Annotated in this window: 14 protein-coding genes; 6 read left to right on the forward strand and 8 right to left on the reverse strand. The window is 47.2% G+C overall.

Annotated features, from left to right (window positions below):
- Position 1: 1 nt before the first annotated feature.
- The 7 genes from VOA_RS12910 to VOA_RS12880 form a co-directional block, all read right to left on the reverse strand.
- On the reverse strand, positions 2–592 hold the full coding sequence (locus VOA_RS12910) for an HD domain-containing protein (protein WP_000003984.1): 591 nt from the start codon (positions 590–592) through the stop codon (positions 2–4).
- A gap of 2 nt (positions 593–594) precedes the next feature.
- Positions 595–1170: a ribosomal protein S5-alanine N-acetyltransferase gene (gene rimJ, locus VOA_RS12905; protein ID WP_001013421.1), complete on the reverse strand. Its 576-nt coding sequence runs from the start codon at positions 1168–1170 to the stop codon at positions 595–597.
- Positions 1170–2711 carry a transcriptional regulator TyrR gene (tyrR, locus tag VOA_RS12900; RefSeq protein ID WP_001235503.1) on the reverse strand — a complete coding sequence of 514 codons (1542 nt, stop codon included), beginning with the start codon at positions 2709–2711 and terminating at the stop codon, positions 1170–1172. Before tyrR ends, rimJ begins: the two co-directional genes overlap by 1 nt.
- A 113-nt stretch (positions 2712–2824) precedes the next feature.
- Positions 2825–3841, reverse strand: a complete 1017-nt coding sequence (locus VOA_RS12895) for a YcjF family protein (protein WP_001281577.1) — start codon at positions 3839–3841, stop codon at positions 2825–2827.
- Positions 3838–5211 (reverse strand): YcjX family protein, encoded by a 1374-nt coding sequence (locus tag VOA_RS12890; RefSeq protein WP_001188988.1) that lies wholly within the window; start codon positions 5209–5211, stop codon positions 3838–3840. Before VOA_RS12890 ends, VOA_RS12895 begins: the two co-directional genes overlap by 4 nt.
- 224 nt (positions 5212–5435) lie before the next feature.
- A complete protein-coding gene (locus VOA_RS12885) occupies positions 5436–5621 on the reverse strand; it encodes a hypothetical protein (RefSeq protein WP_001137101.1) in 186 nt (61 codons plus the stop codon).
- Positions 5622–5739: 118 nt separating this feature from the next.
- Positions 5740–7257, reverse strand: a complete 1518-nt coding sequence (locus VOA_RS12880; protein WP_000216117.1) for a fumarate hydratase — start codon at positions 7255–7257, stop codon at positions 5740–5742.
- 178 nt (positions 7258–7435) lie between these two features.
- Between VOA_RS12880 and pabB the strand changes: the two genes are divergently transcribed.
- The 4 genes from pabB to VOA_RS12860 all read left to right on the forward strand — a co-directional run bounded on the left by pabB (position 7436) and on the right by VOA_RS12860 (position 12593).
- A complete protein-coding gene (gene pabB, locus VOA_RS12875; RefSeq protein WP_001063896.1) occupies positions 7436–8812 on the forward strand; it encodes an aminodeoxychorismate synthase component 1 in 1377 nt (458 codons plus the stop codon).
- A 160-nt stretch (positions 8813–8972) separates the two neighbouring features.
- Entirely contained in the window at positions 8973–9587 is a 615-nt protein-coding gene (locus VOA_RS12870; protein WP_001244577.1) for a CoA pyrophosphatase, read from the forward strand.
- A gap of 298 nt (positions 9588–9885) precedes the next feature.
- Entirely contained in the window at positions 9886–11139 is a 1254-nt protein-coding gene (locus tag VOA_RS12865; protein WP_001098612.1) for a serine transporter, read from the forward strand.
- A 92-nt stretch (positions 11140–11231) separates the two neighbouring features.
- Entirely contained in the window at positions 11232–12593 is a 1362-nt protein-coding gene (locus VOA_RS12860; protein ID WP_000626425.1) for an L-serine ammonia-lyase, read from the forward strand.
- A gap of 89 nt (positions 12594–12682) precedes the next feature.
- On the opposite strand, the gene queD is transcribed toward VOA_RS12860, so the two are convergent.
- Positions 12683–13045 carry a 6-carboxytetrahydropterin synthase QueD gene (gene queD, locus VOA_RS12855; protein ID WP_000845981.1) on the reverse strand — a complete coding sequence of 121 codons (363 nt, stop codon included), beginning with the start codon at positions 13043–13045 and terminating at the stop codon, positions 12683–12685.
- Between the two features lie 312 nt (positions 13046–13357).
- Here queD and VOA_RS12850 point away from each other — a divergent pair, with 312 nt between their 5' ends.
- Entirely contained in the window at positions 13358–14989 is a 1632-nt protein-coding gene (locus VOA_RS12850; RefSeq protein ID WP_001088885.1) for a methyl-accepting chemotaxis protein, read from the forward strand.
- 145 nt (positions 14990–15134) lie between these two features.
- Positions 15135–16535 carry an asparagine--tRNA ligase gene (asnS, locus tag VOA_RS12845; protein WP_000220373.1) on the forward strand — a complete coding sequence of 467 codons (1401 nt, stop codon included), beginning with the start codon at positions 15135–15137 and terminating at the stop codon, positions 16533–16535.
- Positions 16536–16550: the final 15 nt, after the last annotated feature.

Genomic DNA, 16550 nt, shown 5'->3' on the forward strand with positions numbered 1-16550 from the left:
CTTAAACTTTCAGCCAGCCGTTTTGGCTCGCTTGTTCAATAATGTGTTTTGCGTACTCCCAAAGAGTTTGAGAGCCATCTTCAATTTTGCGATTCACCGTCAGCGCTTGCTCACGAGTGACGCCATGTTCTTGCCAACTTTGGCCTTGATTGTGGTAGTTCAACAGCATAGGAATTAAGCGATCCAACGCTTTCGCAAAGCGAGCTTCGGCACTCTGTGCCGCTTCAAATTCTTGCCAAATCGCCAATAAGACTTCGCCTTGCTCTTTCGGGAGGAGACCAAACAATCTCAGTGCAGCTTGCCACTCTTTTGCTTCCTGCTCAGCTGAAGCGGCAGAATCGTACACGAAGGTATCGCCGGCATCAATTTCCACCACATCATGCAGCAAAAGCATTGTCAGCACTTTTTGCATATCAACGGCTTCATTCGCGTGCTCTTGCAGCAAAATCGCCATGAGTGCGACATGCCAGCTATGTTCAGCACTGTTTTCTAAACGTCCTTCAGCACTTTTCACGCGGGTTCGGCGCAACACGGATTTAAGGCGATCAAGCTCCATCAACAGCGTCATCTGTTGGGCTAAGCGTTCCGACATTTCTATTCCTTCCAATTGGGATTGATAAGTGCAGTGAGATTATGATCTTCCCACTTACCGTTAATCAGAAGATAGTCTTTGGCATGCCCCTCAAGCACAAAACCCACACGCTTGAGTACATTTTCGCTACGCTTATTGTGCGGCATGTACGAGGCCATAATGCGGTGCAAATTGTGCTCACTGAACATGTACTGGCAAGCCATCTTCAAAGCACGAGTCATCACGCCTCGCCCTTGCACATCATAGGCCAACGAGTAACCCACATTACACGCATGAAATGGGAAACGGGTAATATTGCTAAACGAGATGGTTCCTAGCATGGTTTCATTTTGTGCATCCAAAATCAGCAAATAGTAACCAAGCTTCATCTTATGCAGTTCATTGAGCTTGATCAGCCTTTGTAGCCAGCCAGACTCAGTAAAAAACTCCGCTTCACGCTTCGGCTCCCACTCTATCAAGTGATTTCGATTACCCACAAAATACTGACTCAAACGTTCGGCATCGGTCATTTGTGCACAGCGCACAACAATTTCACCATCGGTTTGATAGAAATGACATTCGCTGTATATTCCATTCATCAGCGTTTCCTTATTCCATAATCCCTCAACTTATTCGCAATCGAAGTGTGAGAAACATTCAGTCTTTTCGCTAACTTACGACTGGAAGGAAAGGATTGGAATAGACGATCCAACACCTGCGATTCGTACTCCTTCATGATGTCATCGAGCGAACCATCAAGGTTAATGCTGGGCGCAGAACTAACACTGTCGACTTGCGGCAAATGAAATGGCTCAATGCCCAACACATCCCCATCAATTTCAGTTAAGGCGCGCAACACCATATTGTCCAGTTGGCGCATGTTGCCAGGCCACTGATACTGGCTCAGTTTGTCCAACACATCATCCATGACCTTAGGTTTGATCATGGCAAGTTTATTACAGTGCTTGGTGATGAAGAGTTCGAGCAGCGGCTGCACATCACTTGGACGCTCACGCAATGGAGGAATACGCAATGTGAGGACATTAAGCCGATAAAATAGGTCTTCACGGAAACGATGTGATTCTGCTAAATCCGCAAGGTTATGACGAGTTGAGGCGATCACTCGCACATCCACATGAATTTCATGCTCTTCCCCTACTCTACGGAAGGTGCCGTCTTGCAAAAAACGCAGCAACTTAATCTGCAAATGTGGGCTCATTTCACCAATTTCATCAAGAAATACGGTGCCACCATTGGCTTGCTCAAAAATCCCTTTATGGCCTTGCTGATGGTTAAAGGACCCCGGCGCATGGCCAAACAGTTCAGTCTCAGCCACATCATCCGGCATCGAAGCACAGCTCAAAACCAAAAATGGCGCAGAAGAACGATCCGAACGGTTATGGCATGCCTTGGCGAGCATCTCTTTGCCCGTACCCGTCTCCCCTTCAATCAGCAATGGCTGATCAAGCATGGCCAGTTTTTTCGCTTGGCTGATTAGACTTTTGTGTCGATTCGAGACACCGACAAAATGCTCAAAGCCTAAGTTACTTTGTAGCGGAATTTGAGTGGTGGAGCTTACTCCAACCGCCGCAGCGCGTAATATCATCATCGCACTGGCTAAGGTCGATTGCTTGGAATCGCCCGAAATATAAACCGGCATAATCTCCATAACGTAATCCAAGCCGTCCAACACGACGTCTTCACGTAGGCGTGATTTGCTGCCTTCCATCCAACGCGAGAAGTTAAATGCCGGCATCAATGCCGAGATGTGATGGCCGATCATGCTAGGTTCTTCACGATTAAATAGAGCCTCTGCCGCATGGTTAGCCATATCTACAGCACCTTTGAGGTTGATAGCCAGAACGGCATCAGGCAAGTTATTGAGCAGTGAGATCAACTCGGTGTTATGCCGCTCAATCGGCATAAACTGAATTTTCCGCACATCTTTTACCCCTGGAATGCGGCGAATTTCCGCCATCAATTCACTGAAGGTTTCAAAATCGATATCGGGGCAGTTGAGATAAATAATGCCGATCACATCGATTTCAATCCCTCGTAAATCGATGCTTTTAGATGCGAGAATATCCAGTAACTCGCGGGTCAGACCGAGACGGTCTTCACAGAGGACTTCAAGACGCACTTTGATGGGATCCTGTTTGAAAGTGTCACGAAAAGTTGACAGTAGTTTCTACCAAGCCCAGATCGGCGTCAAGCGATCCGTGATAGCGGATCGCTGTTTCTGAGGATTGAAGGTTATTTCGCAAGCAAACCCGCAACTTTGCTGACCACTTGCTTGCGTACCGAACTCAGTTTGAGTTGACGATCGGGATGCCAAGGCAATGGACGCAACAAACCTACCGCTTTGATGCCCAAACGCGCAGTCAGAATACCCACCCCCACACCTTGCCCAGCGCGAGCCGAAACACGTCCTGCTAAGTCCATCGAAAACAGATCAACGCTGGCATCCACTGCCAATTCACTGGCTCCCGCTAACGCCATATTCAGCAGCACGGCTTTAAATAGTTTTACGCGTGACCAGTAGCCCAATTCAACGCCATACACTTTTGCCAGTTGATCCACCATGGAAAAATTACGCCAAGCCACCAATAACATATCGGCTATCGCTAGCGGGCTAATCGCCACTAATGCGGCCGCTTCTGTGGCATAACGAGTGACAATTTGGCTGGCTTGTTTGTCTTGTTCGGCCACCACCAACGCATCATACAAATCGAGAATTTCTGCATCACTATGGCTGCTATTGAGCGCCGATTGCCAACGCTGGTAACCCTGTTTATCAACCTTACCTTCTTTGGCGATCTGCTGACAAAAGGCTTGCCCCTGCCCTACTGCATCTTTATCGATCAGGGCTTGGGCTTGCTCTTGCACGCTAAAATGTTGGCGTAAGCGGCGCAGTTTCCACAACTCTTTGCCAATGGCACCTAACCCCAATGTCGCCAAAGAACTTACAAAGCCCGCCCAACCTAAGCTGAGCCAGTCTGCGCTTTGAATAGCTTGCACTACGCTATCGACAGCCTGCCATGCCACCAAACCACTGAATGCAGCAAACAAACCGCCCACGAACCACTTGCGCCCTTTACTAGGGCGAATAATGGTATCAATCTGTGCTTCTAGCTCTTCTGCCGGTTCTTCAACATTCATCGGCACAAACTTTTCTTGTGCGCTGAATTGCTGCTGAGCCGTGAAAGTCGGCGTTTCAATACTGCCTTGCAGCGGCTCATTAAAAATCTGTTTGGTTTTGAGATCGCTCATCGCAGTTTATCTCCAATCAGAATGTCGAGGGCTTTATCAACCCGAATGTGCTGACATGGTTCATCACTAGCCGTTGGCAGTGGTCGAAACGCCGTGAAATCAAACGGCTGTCGCTGCCAATAATCAGGTTCTGGCAATTTGCGCGGTACTTCACCGGGGAATAGCGTGATCGATTCTCCTTCCATCGTCACACCTTGAATCGCCGCAACCTTATTATCTCCCTGCATGATGTAGCCCGATTGCGTGGCACGCAACGAGGCCATGCTGATGCAGTTCATTTCAATATTTTCATACGCCGCATGTTGCCAAGCGGGATGAATCATCTGCTGCAATAGAGAAACCATGTTGACATGCTGCTCTGGCGTCACGTGATCTGCTTTGGTGGCAGCAAACAAAACTTTATCGATTTTCGGTGCAAATAGACGACTGAGTAACCCGCTACGACCATAACGGAAACTTTGCATGATCTGTTCAAGGGCGCTGCGCATATCCAGAAATGATTCATGTCCCACATTAAGTGGCGATAGGCAGTCCACCAACACGATTTGGCGATCAAACGTCGCGAAGTAGTGCTTGTAAAAAGCTTTCACCACCTTGTTTTGATATTCCTGATAGCGCGCTTGCAGCAAGGCGTAATAGCTCTGTTTGCTCACAGAATCTTGCGGTGCATGACATGGGAAGAATTGCAGCACAGGCGCACCTTCCAACTCTCCGGGCAGTACAAATCGCCCCGGTTGCACCCAATGTAGGCCATTGGTTTTGCATTGATGCAGATAGTCGGTATAGCACGCCGCAATTTCTGCCAAGGTTTGCTCATTAGCTTCTTGGCTAATATCAAGCTGCTCAACGGCTGCACACCATTCTGCTGCAAGTTCTTTGCGCAAGCCATGCAGGGCATTGAATTGCTGTGCTGACCAGGTTGCGTAATCCATCTCTAATAGCGGTAAATCGAGCAACCACTCTCCGGGGTAGTCGATGATGTCGAGATACAAAGTCGCGCTGCTAGTTAATAACTTTTTGCTGCGTTTTTTCGGCTTGTATTTGATCGCCAAGCGAATCTCGCTCACATCTCGCGTTGGAACTGGCCATTGTGCAGGACTGCTTTGCAGTTGCGCCAGCGCTTCATCATAAGCAAAGCGTGGCACCATCATGTTGGTTTGTGGCACACGTTTAGCACCGATAAAACGCTGTTCACGCCCCGCAGCCAATAGCGGCAAATTCTGATGGGTGGAGGTGTGTAATAGCTGATTAACCAGCGAGGTGATGAAGGCGGTTTTGCCCGCTCGAGAAAGCCCCGTCACGGCCAAACGCACATGAGAATCCATACCGCGATGGATAAAATCGCTCATTTCTTGACGAATCCGCTGCATTCTTTACTCCAAATTAGGCTTTAGCACAGCTTAATAAACTCAAGCTTAATGTGAGATGAATAGCCCTTCTGACTTGAAGCCGCAGCGGTAGTAAGCTGCAACTTCAAGTTGCCTGGGTGAATACTCCCGCCATTTTCAGCCTAGGAATCTAGCGAAATATTGGTAGATAACTCACCTCTACTGTGTTGAAGGATCGTTCAAATTATAGAGGTGATGAGGATAAATTAGTCTTCTTCAATCAGTTTATAGATCACAAACAGAGCGACTTCGAGCAGCACAAACAGGACGCAGGTAATGGTGACGTATTTCTCATTGAAAATACTGATGCCATGCAGAATGAGGTCATAACCGACCACTGCACCAATCACCACCGCAATAATAATTTGTAGAACTTGAATAAAACGAGGCATGCATAACTCCTGACGTATCGATAACGGGATGAATTGTAATATTAAAAAGGTGCAACTTGCGCTGCACCTTTGTCATTTTTTTGCCAAGTGTCTCGACTAAAGAACGAGATGAAACCCTTTACTTGGCTGCTTCAGCGATTTTTACTCGCCAAGTATCAGGGCCAATTTGGTGCGCATTCGCGCCAGTTGAATCAACCGCAACGGTTACAGGCATATCTTCGACCTCAAATTCGTAGATCGCTTCCATACCCAGATCTTCAAACGCAACTACGCGAGCTTTCTTGATGGCTTTCGCCACTAGGTAAGCCGCACCACCAACCGCCATCAAATAAACGGCTTTGTGTTTCTTGATCGATTCAACGGTTGCTGGGCCACGCTCTGCTTTACCAATCATGCCCATGACGCCCACTTCTTCCAGCATCATGTCGGTAAACTTGTCCATACGGGTTGAGGTTGTTGGGCCTGCTGGGCCAACCACTTCATCGCCCACCGCATCCACTGGGCCAACGTAGTAAATAAACTTGCCTTTCAAATCCACGCCTTCAGGCAATTTCTCGCCTTTTTGCAGCATAGTTTGAATGCGTTTATGTGCTGCGTCACGACCGGTGAGGATCTTGCCAGACAGTAATACGGTTTCACCCGTTTTCCAAGTTTGGATCTCTTCACGGGTGATGTTATCAAGGTTCACACGGCGCGTGTTCGCTCCTGCTTCCCACGTAATTTGTGGCCAATCTTCTAACTTAGGCGGTGTTAGCTGCGCAGGGCCACTGCCATCAAGAGTGAAATGCACATGGCGAGTTGCCGCACAGTTCGGAATTAAGCACACAGGTTTTGACGCCGCGTGAGTTGGCGCAGATTTGATTTTTACATCCACCACAGTGGTCAAACCGCCAAGGCCTTGTGCACCGATACCAAGCTTATTCACACGGTTGAAAATATCTAAACGCAACTCCTCTTCAGCGTTTTGGGGGCCACGTTCGATCAGCTCATGAATATCGATGTGTTCCATCAAGGCTTCTTTCGCCAGTACCGCGGCTTTTTCGGCAGTACCGCCAATACCAATGCCGAGCATGCCCGGTGGGCACCAGCCCGCACCCATCAGCGGCACGGTTTTCTCTACCCATTCCGCAATATCATCCGATGGGTTCAGCATCACCATCTTGGTTTTGTTTTCACTGCCGCCACCTTTGGCCGCAATTTGAATATCCACTTTATTGCCAGGCACCATGTTGATGTGTACCACAGCTGGGGTGTTGTCTTTGGTATTGATGCGTTTGCCCGCTGGGTCCATCAATACCGAGGCACGCAGTGGGTTATCTGGGTTGGTGTACGCTTGGCGCACGCCCTCATCCACCATCTGCTGCACTGTCATATCGGTAGAATCCCATTGCACACCCATACCGATGTTCACGAAGCAAGTAACGATACCAGTGTCCTGACAAATAGGGCGGTGTCCTTCCGCTGACATACGAGAGTTGATCAGGATCTGAGCTATCGAGTCTTTCGCCGCTTGGCTTTCTTCACGTTGGTAGGCTTTTTCTAGGGCTTTTACAAAGTCTAATGGGTGGTAGTAGGAGATGTACTGCAGCGCATCAGCAACACTGCTGATCACATCTTGCTTGCGTATTACCGTCATTGCTTGCCTCGTTATTGTTATGCTTCCGTGTACTGCCGCTATTTATGTGGACAACTGCTTTCCAAATGGAAGAAAGCTCTCACTCTTTAAGTAGCAGCTTTGTATGAGGTTTTTATGATACTCTTGCTTTCCTCACGATGCTACGCAATGAACGGTTTCTCTGTCACAAATTACACAAATGAATAACAACCAAATTTTGTCAATTGAACACAAACAGTTAACTTATCACCCTGATATTGCTAAACAATTTTTCACGCACATTGAACAGCAACCTTGGGCGATGCTGCTGCGCTCCGCTTCTACCACTCATATGGATAGCCGCTTTGATATTCTGGTCGCCAATCCTTTAGCCACTTTAGTAACCTTTGGTGATGAAACGGAAATCAGCACTCAGAATGGCGTGACATTGTCACTAGAAGATCCCTTTACATTACTGGCACAAACTCAGCAACACTACTTGCCAGAACGTTCTTGTGCACATGAATTGCCTTTTATCGGCGGTGCGCTTGGCTATTTCGCTTATGATTTGGGGCGACGTGTTGAAACCATTCCGACCCTAGCAGAACAAGACATTGCCATGCCAGAGATGGCGGTGGGAATCTACCCTTGGGCACTGGTGGTTGATCATCAAAAGCAGACGGCGCAGTTAGTCGGTGAAGGCGTTGAGAATGCTTGGGCTTGGTTAAGCCAACAACAAGTGGCGAACCAAAAAGATTCTTCGGATTTTGCGCTGACTTCACCTTGGCGCTCCAATATGAGTTATGCCGCCTACCAAGATAAATTTACCCGAGTACAGCAGTATTTGCGTTCCGGAGACTGTTATCAAATCAACCTCGCGCAGCGCTTTCAGGCTCATTACACCGGCAGTGAATGGCAAGCGTATTTGAAATTGGAAGCTGGCAACCAAGCGCCCTTCTCCGCCTTTTTGCGTCTACCACAAGGCGCTATTTTAAGCGTCTCTCCAGAACGTTTTCTGCAAGTGGCAGATCGGGTGATTGAAACCAAACCGATCAAAGGCACTCGCCCCCGTAGTGCTGACAGCCAGCAAGATAAAGCGTTAATGCAAGATTTGGCTACGGCGGAAAAGGATCAAGCGGAAAACTTGATGATTGTTGACCTGCTGCGTAATGACATTGGCCGCGTGGCTACACCGGGCAGTGTTCATGTACCGAAACTATTTGATGTGGAGAGCTTTCCCGCTGTGCACCATCTGGTAAGCACGATTCGCGCAACCCTCGATGAACGCTATGAATTGGCCGATCTGCTCCGTGCTTGTTTCCCCGGTGGCTCCATTACTGGCGCCCCCAAAGTTCGGGCGATGGAAATTATTGAAGAACTTGAACCCCATCGACGTAGCGCTTATTGCGGCTCCATCGGTTATCTCAGTCGCCATGGAAAAATGGACACCAGCATCACCATTCGCACTCTCGTGGCTTATCAGCAACAGCTCTATGCTTGGGCAGGCGGCGGTTTAGTGGCGGATAGCGAGTGCGCCTCCGAATACCAAGAAACGCTCGATAAACTGAGCCGAATCCTCCCGACTTTGGAGAGTTAATCTTTCCCCATCCACTCATAATGGCAGCGAGTAAAACCTTCGCTGCCATTTTCACATTTTACATGTTCACAATCGGTCAAATGTGCTTCACTCAGCAGCATGATTCTTCAAAACACGCTATAACATGTGTTGTACGTTAATCACGGTATAGAGGCCATCTTTGCGAAATATCAGCCGTAACGAATTTATCCAGCAGTTTCAGCTCAATTTACCTGCAGCCTATCATCAGGAAAGCTTGCTGCGAGTCGCTCATTTAGCACCCGATTCACTGCGTAAAGCTTCAGTATTGATTGGTGTGGTTGAACGGCAACAAGGATTGCAGGTGATTTTGACGAAACGAGCAGCGCATTTAAGGCACCATCCTGGGCAGATTAGTTTTCCAGGTGGCAAATATGAAGAAAGCGATCACTCGTTGCAGCAAACCGCCAAGCGTGAAGCGCGTGAAGAGATAGGCATCAATGAAGAGAAGATCCACATTGTCGGCCAACTACCCGAGTTAGTCACTGTCAGCCAATTTGCGGTGACGCCTATTTTGGCGTTTGTGGAATCGGACTACCAAATTCAGCTCGATCACAACGAAGTCGATGAAGTTTTCGAAGTGCCGATCAGTTTTTTGCTCGATCGAAAAAAGCTCTACACAGGAACGTTTCAGCTAAAAAACCACCGTCATCGTGTGTTCGCCATTCCCTATAAACAACATTTTATATGGGGTATGACTGCACAAATCATCCAATCCCTCCAAAAACAACTTATTAATTACAATGAGTTAGTCTAACTTTTCTTTTTATTTATTATTGTTAACGGCCATGTTTTGATTAGAAAATCTAATATCGAATTAAGGCAAACGTTTGCCAAATCATCCACTGAGAATTATTTACTCACAGATAACTTTATCTAATCCAAACCATTAACAATTCTCACATGTGGCACGCCAATTTCGTGATCAAAAATAGGTTTTTGATAGAAGTTTCAATAAGCACGGTCAATCATGATTTAGATCTAGTTTTATTCTGTGAAAAATGTGCAAAAATGTACGCCGACTTATTTCCTGTTCCCCAAATGAGTAAAAACACATGAATACTACAACAGCGGCCACTTCTACAGCACGTTCTGCTAGCAAGTGGACCTACAAAGATTTCACATGGGCTCTATCCCTTTTCGGTACAGCAGTCGGTGCAGGTGTTCTATTCCTGCCTATTAAAGCCGGTGCAGGTGGTTTTTGGCCATTAGTAATTCTCGCTTTAATTGCAGCACCAATGACTTGGTTCGCTCACAAATCCCTCGCTCGTTTTGTTCTTTCTGCTAAAAACCCTGATGCAGACATCACTGATACTGTTGAAGAACATTTCGGTAAAGCGGGTGCAAACCTCATCACCTTCGCCTACTTCTTTGCCATTTACCCTATCGTTTTGATTTATGGCGTTGGTATCACAAACACCGTTGACTCTTTCCTAGTAAACCAAATGGGTATGGGATCCATCCCTCGTTGGCTACTCTCTGGTTCGCTGATTATTGCTATGACTGCGGGCGTAGTGTTTGGTAAAGAACTGATGCTGAAAGCCACTTCTGCTATGGTTTACCCACTGGTATTCATTCTGCTGGCTCTCTCTTTCTACCTGATCCCAGATTGGAACACATCCATGATTGAAGTAGCGCCTGACTGGTCAGCAATGCCAAATATCGTATGGCTTGCTATTCCAATCATCGTGTTCTCTTTCAACCACAGCCCAATCATTTCTCAATTCTCTAAAGAGCAACGTCAACAATTCGGTGACGATGCGGTGAAGAAAACCGATATGATCACTGGCGGCGCAGCCATGATGCTGATGGGTTTCGTCATGTTCTTCGTATTCTCTGTGGTACTGTCACTGTCTCCTGAAGAACTGGCCATGGCGAAAGAACAAAACATCTCTGTTCTGTCTTACCTAGCAAACGAACACGCTTCACCAATCATCTCTTACTTAGGCCCAATCGTGGCATTCGCAGCGATCACTTCAAGCTACTTTGGCCACTTCCTAGGTGCTCATGAAGGTCTGGTTGGTCTGGTGAAATCTCGCAGCGATATGCAAATCAGCAAGATTGAAAAAATCTCTCTGGGCTTCATCGTCATCACCACTTGGATTGTTGCGATTGTTAACCCAAGTATCCTTGGCATGATCGAAACCATGGGCGCACCAATGATTGCCGCAATCTTGTTCCTGCTACCTGTATTTGCAATGCACAAAGTGCCTGCAATGGCGAAGTTCAAGACTTCAGCACCTGTACAGATTTTTACAGTTATTTGTGGCTTGGCTGCGATTAGTTCTGTAATCTACGGCGCTCTTTAATCTCTACCTCTGCGTATGAGCTTAAAACACAAAACATAACTATACCAAAAGCCTCCCTAACCTTAGGGGGGCTTAGTTTTGAGGCATTCAAAATGATTAGTGTATTTGACATCTATAAAATCGGTGTTGGTCCTTCGAGCTCACACACGGTTGGACCGATGAAAGCGGGTAAAGAGTTTATTGATGAACTTCGCTCAATGGGAAAATTGCGCGACGTCACTAAAATCACCGTGGACGTTTATGGATCGCTATCACTGACAGGGAAAGGTCACCACACGGATATTGCTATCATCATGGGTCTGGCAGGCAATACGCCAGAGAAAGTGGATATCGATTCGATTCCGGGCTTTATTGCTCGTGTAGAAGAAACAGAACGTCTTCCTGTTGGTATGCACTGTCATACCGTCTCTTTCCCTCGTGAAGGAGGCATGAATTTCCACCGCACTAATCTCGCATTGCACGAAAACGGCATGCAGATTCACGCATGGATCAATGACGAGAAAATCTTCAGCAAAACTTACTACTCTATCGGTGGTGGTTTCATCGTTGATGAAGAACACTTCGGTAAAGAAAGTGAATCTCTCATTCAAGTTCCTTATGTTTTCCGCTCTGCTGAAGAACTGCTGAACCAGTGTAAGGAGAGTGGCCTCTCTATCAGCACGCTAGTAATGGCGAACGAAAAAGCCATGCACTCAGACGAAGAAGTGCGCACCTATTTCGCCAACATCTGGCGTACCATGCGCGAGTGTATGGAACGCGGCATGAACACCGAAGGAATCCTGCCTGGGCCTTTGCGTGTACCACGCCGTGCTGCAGCACTGCGTCAACAACTGCTGACTTCAGAAAAAACCACCAACGATCCAATGGCGGTAGTTGACTGGGTTAACATGTATGCGTTTGCGGTTAACGAAGAGAACGCAGCTGGTGGCCGTGTAGTCACTGCACCAACCAACGGTGCGTGTGGCATTATCCCTGCAGTACTCGCCTACTACGACAAGTTCATCCAAACCGTGACTGAGAAAGACTACATCCGCTACTTCGCTGCTTCTGGCGCAATTGGTGGTTTGTACAAGCGTAATGCCTCTATCTCAGGTGCGGAAGTAGGCTGTCAAGGCGAAGTCGGTGTGGCTTGTTCTATGGCCGCTGCGGGCCTAGCTGAGCTTTTAGGCGGTAGCCCAGAGCAAGTCTGTATGGCGGCTGAAATCGCAATGGAACACAACCTTGGTTTGACTTGTGACCCAGTTGCAGGACAAGTACAGGTTCCGTGTATCGAGCGTAACGGTATTGCAGCGGTGAAAGCGATCAACTCAACTCGTATGGCGCTGCGTCGTTCTTCTGCCCCACGTGTTTCACTGGATAAAGTGATTGAAACCATGCTGGAAACTGGCAAGGACATGAATGCTAAGTACCGTGAAACTTCACAAGGTGGCTTGGCAATCAAAGTGATCTGCTAATAGCAGCACTTTTTACTGTTACAACAACGCCCGGATATCCGGGCGTTTTTTATGCTTGGCATGATCAGATTACATCTCACATCAATGCGCTACTCACCGCGATAAATACAACCTGCCGTGCAAGTTTCTTTGATCTCGACTTTGCTCAGCAGCGGTAAACTGGGTTTAAGCTGTTGCCAAATCCATTTTGCCAACACTTCGCTGGTTGGGTTTTCTAAACCTTCAATATCGTTCAGATAATAGTGATCAAGGCGATCATAAATCGGTTTGAATGCCGCTTTAATTTCAGCAAAGTCAACCACCCAACCGGTATGAGGGTTCACTTCACCTTCAACGTACAGACGAACTAAGAAAGAGTGGCCATGCAAGCGTCCACATTTATGTCCAGCAGGCACGTGCGGTAAGTGGTGAGCAGCCTCAAACATAAACTCTTTGTATAATTCTGTTTTCATCATCATTCTCGGGGCATTAAAAGAGCCGCAATACTAAGAAATCTCCCGCGTTGAGACAAGGCTATTCAAAACATAATTCTAGCCAACCGCCCCTCTCACACACATCACCTAAAAACATCCCTGATCAATCAATGCACTAGGTGATAATCAGCAGCTTAATATGTTGAACCATCACAAAAGAGTATGCGTCATCCCTCATATTTAAACTCACACTTTGGTTAAGGTCACACTAACAATTGGTCTACGTTTGTCACCTAGCGAATTAACGCTATATTTACATAAATCGGGGTCACTTATAATTACAAAACTATCATGAACTCATCCATTCTTAGTAAATTGCTGCTGACATTAATTACCGTGTTTGCCTTAGTTTTGGCAGGCTCAACCTCCTACCAATATTGGCAGCAAAAAGATCTCATTCATTCCGTGTTAAGTGAGCAACTACACGATAAAGCCAGTAACTACTTTGATAGTTTGAACATGATGATGCTCACTGGCACCATGGCGCAAAAGGAAACCTTGCGCCAAAAAGCCTTGGCTCAAGATGGCATCGAACAAGTCAGGGTGATCCGCGCAGAAACCGTGAACAAACTTTATGGCCCAGGAATGCCAGAGCAAAAGCCACAAGATGCCATCGATCAACGCGCCCTCGCCGGTGAAACGGTAATCGAACCTTATTCTGGCGATTGGGGGAATGGGATCGTGGTAGCTTTGCCCATGAAATCCAGTGAGAACTATCGCGGAACCAACTGTGTGGCTTGCCACATGGCTCCGGAAGGTGAAGTGCTTGGGGTGATCCGCCTTGAGTTTAACCTTAGCCACTTAACCCAAATGGTGAATCATCGAACACTCATTGGCATAAGTATTATGTCGGTGATCGCCTTGTTCGGTTTTATGGTCACCCTGTTTTTTATGCGCCGTATTCTTATCCTGCCGCTACAAAAAATCTCCACATTCATGTGTGATGTGAGTAAGAGTAAAGATCTGTCTCATCGTTTAGCTAATGACCGAAAAGATGAACTCGGGCAACTCGCGGTATCTATCAACTCACTGATGGATACCGTGTCAGACAGCTTGCAACAAGTGCAAGAAACGTCCCATTCCCTTGCTGACTCGGCTAAAAAGCTCACGAATGTGGCGCAAGTCACCGATCAGGCAGCCAATAATCAGCAAAAAGAAACCTCTGAAGTACAACTCAACATTACCGACATGCAAGCCAAACAGCAGCAAGTCGAATTTGCCACCGAAGAAGCCTCTAAATTGGTCAATCACACCACTAACATTGTTCAGCAAAGTGCCAAACAAGCTCATGTCGCGAGTGAAGATATTAAAAATCTGGTGGGCGATATTGAATCGGTTAAACAACGTATTGTGGACTTGAACAATCAAACAACCCAAGTCTCCTCCATCCTTGGCGTCATTAAAGGCATTGCCGAACAAACTAACCTACTGGCTCTGAATGCTGCCATTGAAGCGGCCCGCGCGGGCGAACAAGGCCGAGGTTTTGCCGTGGTTGCCGATGAAGTCCGTCATTTAGCATCACGCACAGCGGAGGCGACTGGCAACATTGAAAACATCATTTCCGGCTTCCAACGTGATAGCCAAGCCTCTCTTACTTCAGTTGATACGGTGTGTTCTCATGCTCACCAACGTTCAACAGAAATTGAAGAACTCTCTAAAGTCATGACCAATGTGGTCACTGAAATGCAACAAGTGCTCAATCACGCGATGGGGATTCAAGAACAAACCAAGCGCACGACAGAAGTCAGCCATGAAATTCAAAATAAAGTGGACGTGATTACTCATCATGCCGATGACACTTCGCATTCAGCGAGCGAAACGCGTGAAATCAGTGTCGATCTTGAACATTTGTCGCAGCAATTGGAGTCACTGCTCAATCAATTTACTTTGATTAGCAAGAATTCTGCGCGGAAACCACATTAAAGGTTGAAGCTGGCAAATTGACAGGTAATATGTTCCGTTGAATCTGTAAAACTCTCTACAACCCAATGTTTCGTCTATTTTTTGCGCAACGATTGCTGCAAATGACATTGGGGTGTCTTTTATCTCAACGGAGACTGTAATAAACATGACTTACGCGCCTGTAAATGACGTACTAAGCGGCAAGCTCGCAGTAGACAGTGAAGTCACTGTTCGCGGCTGGGTTCGCACACGTCGTGATTCCAAAGCTGGAATTTCGTTTCTTGCCATCTATGACGGCTCTTGTTTCAACCCGATTCAGGCCGTGGTTCCTAATAATCTGAATAATTACGACAATGAAGTCCTGAAGCTAACGACAGGTTGCTCTGTTGAAGTAACGGGGACAATTGTTGATTCTCCAGCATCTGGTCAAGCGTTTGAACTGGCTGCAACTGCGGTAAAAGTAGTGGGTTGGGTTGAAGATGCCGACACTTACCCAATGGCGAAAACTCGTCATTCTATCGAATATCTGCGTGAAGTGGCTCACCTGCGTCCACGTACTAACGTGATCGGTGCCGTAGCACGCGTTCGTAACTGCTTGGCACAAGCCATTCACCGCTTCTACCACGAACAAGGTTACTTCTGGGTTTCTGCACCACTGATCACCGCTTCTGATGCAGAAGGTGCGGGTGAAATGTTCCGCGTATCAACGCTGGATATGGAAAACCTACCGCGTACTGATGCAGGTAAAGTGGATTACAACCAAGACTTCTTTGGTAAAGAAACGTTCCTTACTGTATCAGGCCAGCTCAACGCGGAAGCGTACGCTTGTGCAATCAGCAAAGTGTACACTTTCGGCCCAACGTTCCGTGCTGAGAACTCAAACACTAGCCGTCATTTGGCGGAATTCTGGATGGTCGAACCTGAAGTCGCGTTCGCGGATCTAAACACCGTAGCAAAACTGGCTGAAGACATGCTGAAGTATGTGTTCAAAGCGGTACTGGCTGAGCGTCGTGACGATCTTGAGTTCTTTAATGACCGCATCAACAACGAAGTGATTGCCCGTCTTGAACAGTTTGTAGATTCAGATTTTGCACAAGTGGATTACACCGATGCGATCGAAATTCTGAAAAACTGTGGCAAAACGTTTGAGTTCCCAGTTGAGTGGGGTATCGACTTAGCTTCTGAGCACGAGCGCTTCCTCGCAGAAGAACACTTCAAAGCGCCAGTGATCGTAAAGAACTATCCAAAAGACATCAAAGCGTTCTACATGCGTATGAACGAAGATGGCAAAACCGTTGCAGCGATGGACGTATTAGCTCCGGGCATTGGTGAAATCATTGGTGGTTCACAACGTGAAGAGCGTTTGGATGTTCTGGATGCACGTATGCGTGAATTTGGTATCGATCCTGAGCACATGGATTGGTATCGCGACTTACGCCGTTACGGCACAGTACCGCACGCAGGTTTTGGTCTAGGCTTCGAGCGTCTCGTGTCTTACGTCACTGGTATGGGCAACGTGCGTGATGTGATTCCATTCCCACGTACGCCACGCAGCGCAAGCTTCTAATTGCACTCTGTCGAA

This window comes from Vibrio sp. RC586, from assembly GCF_000176715.1.
Taxonomy (GTDB): domain Bacteria; phylum Pseudomonadota; class Gammaproteobacteria; order Enterobacterales; family Vibrionaceae; genus Vibrio.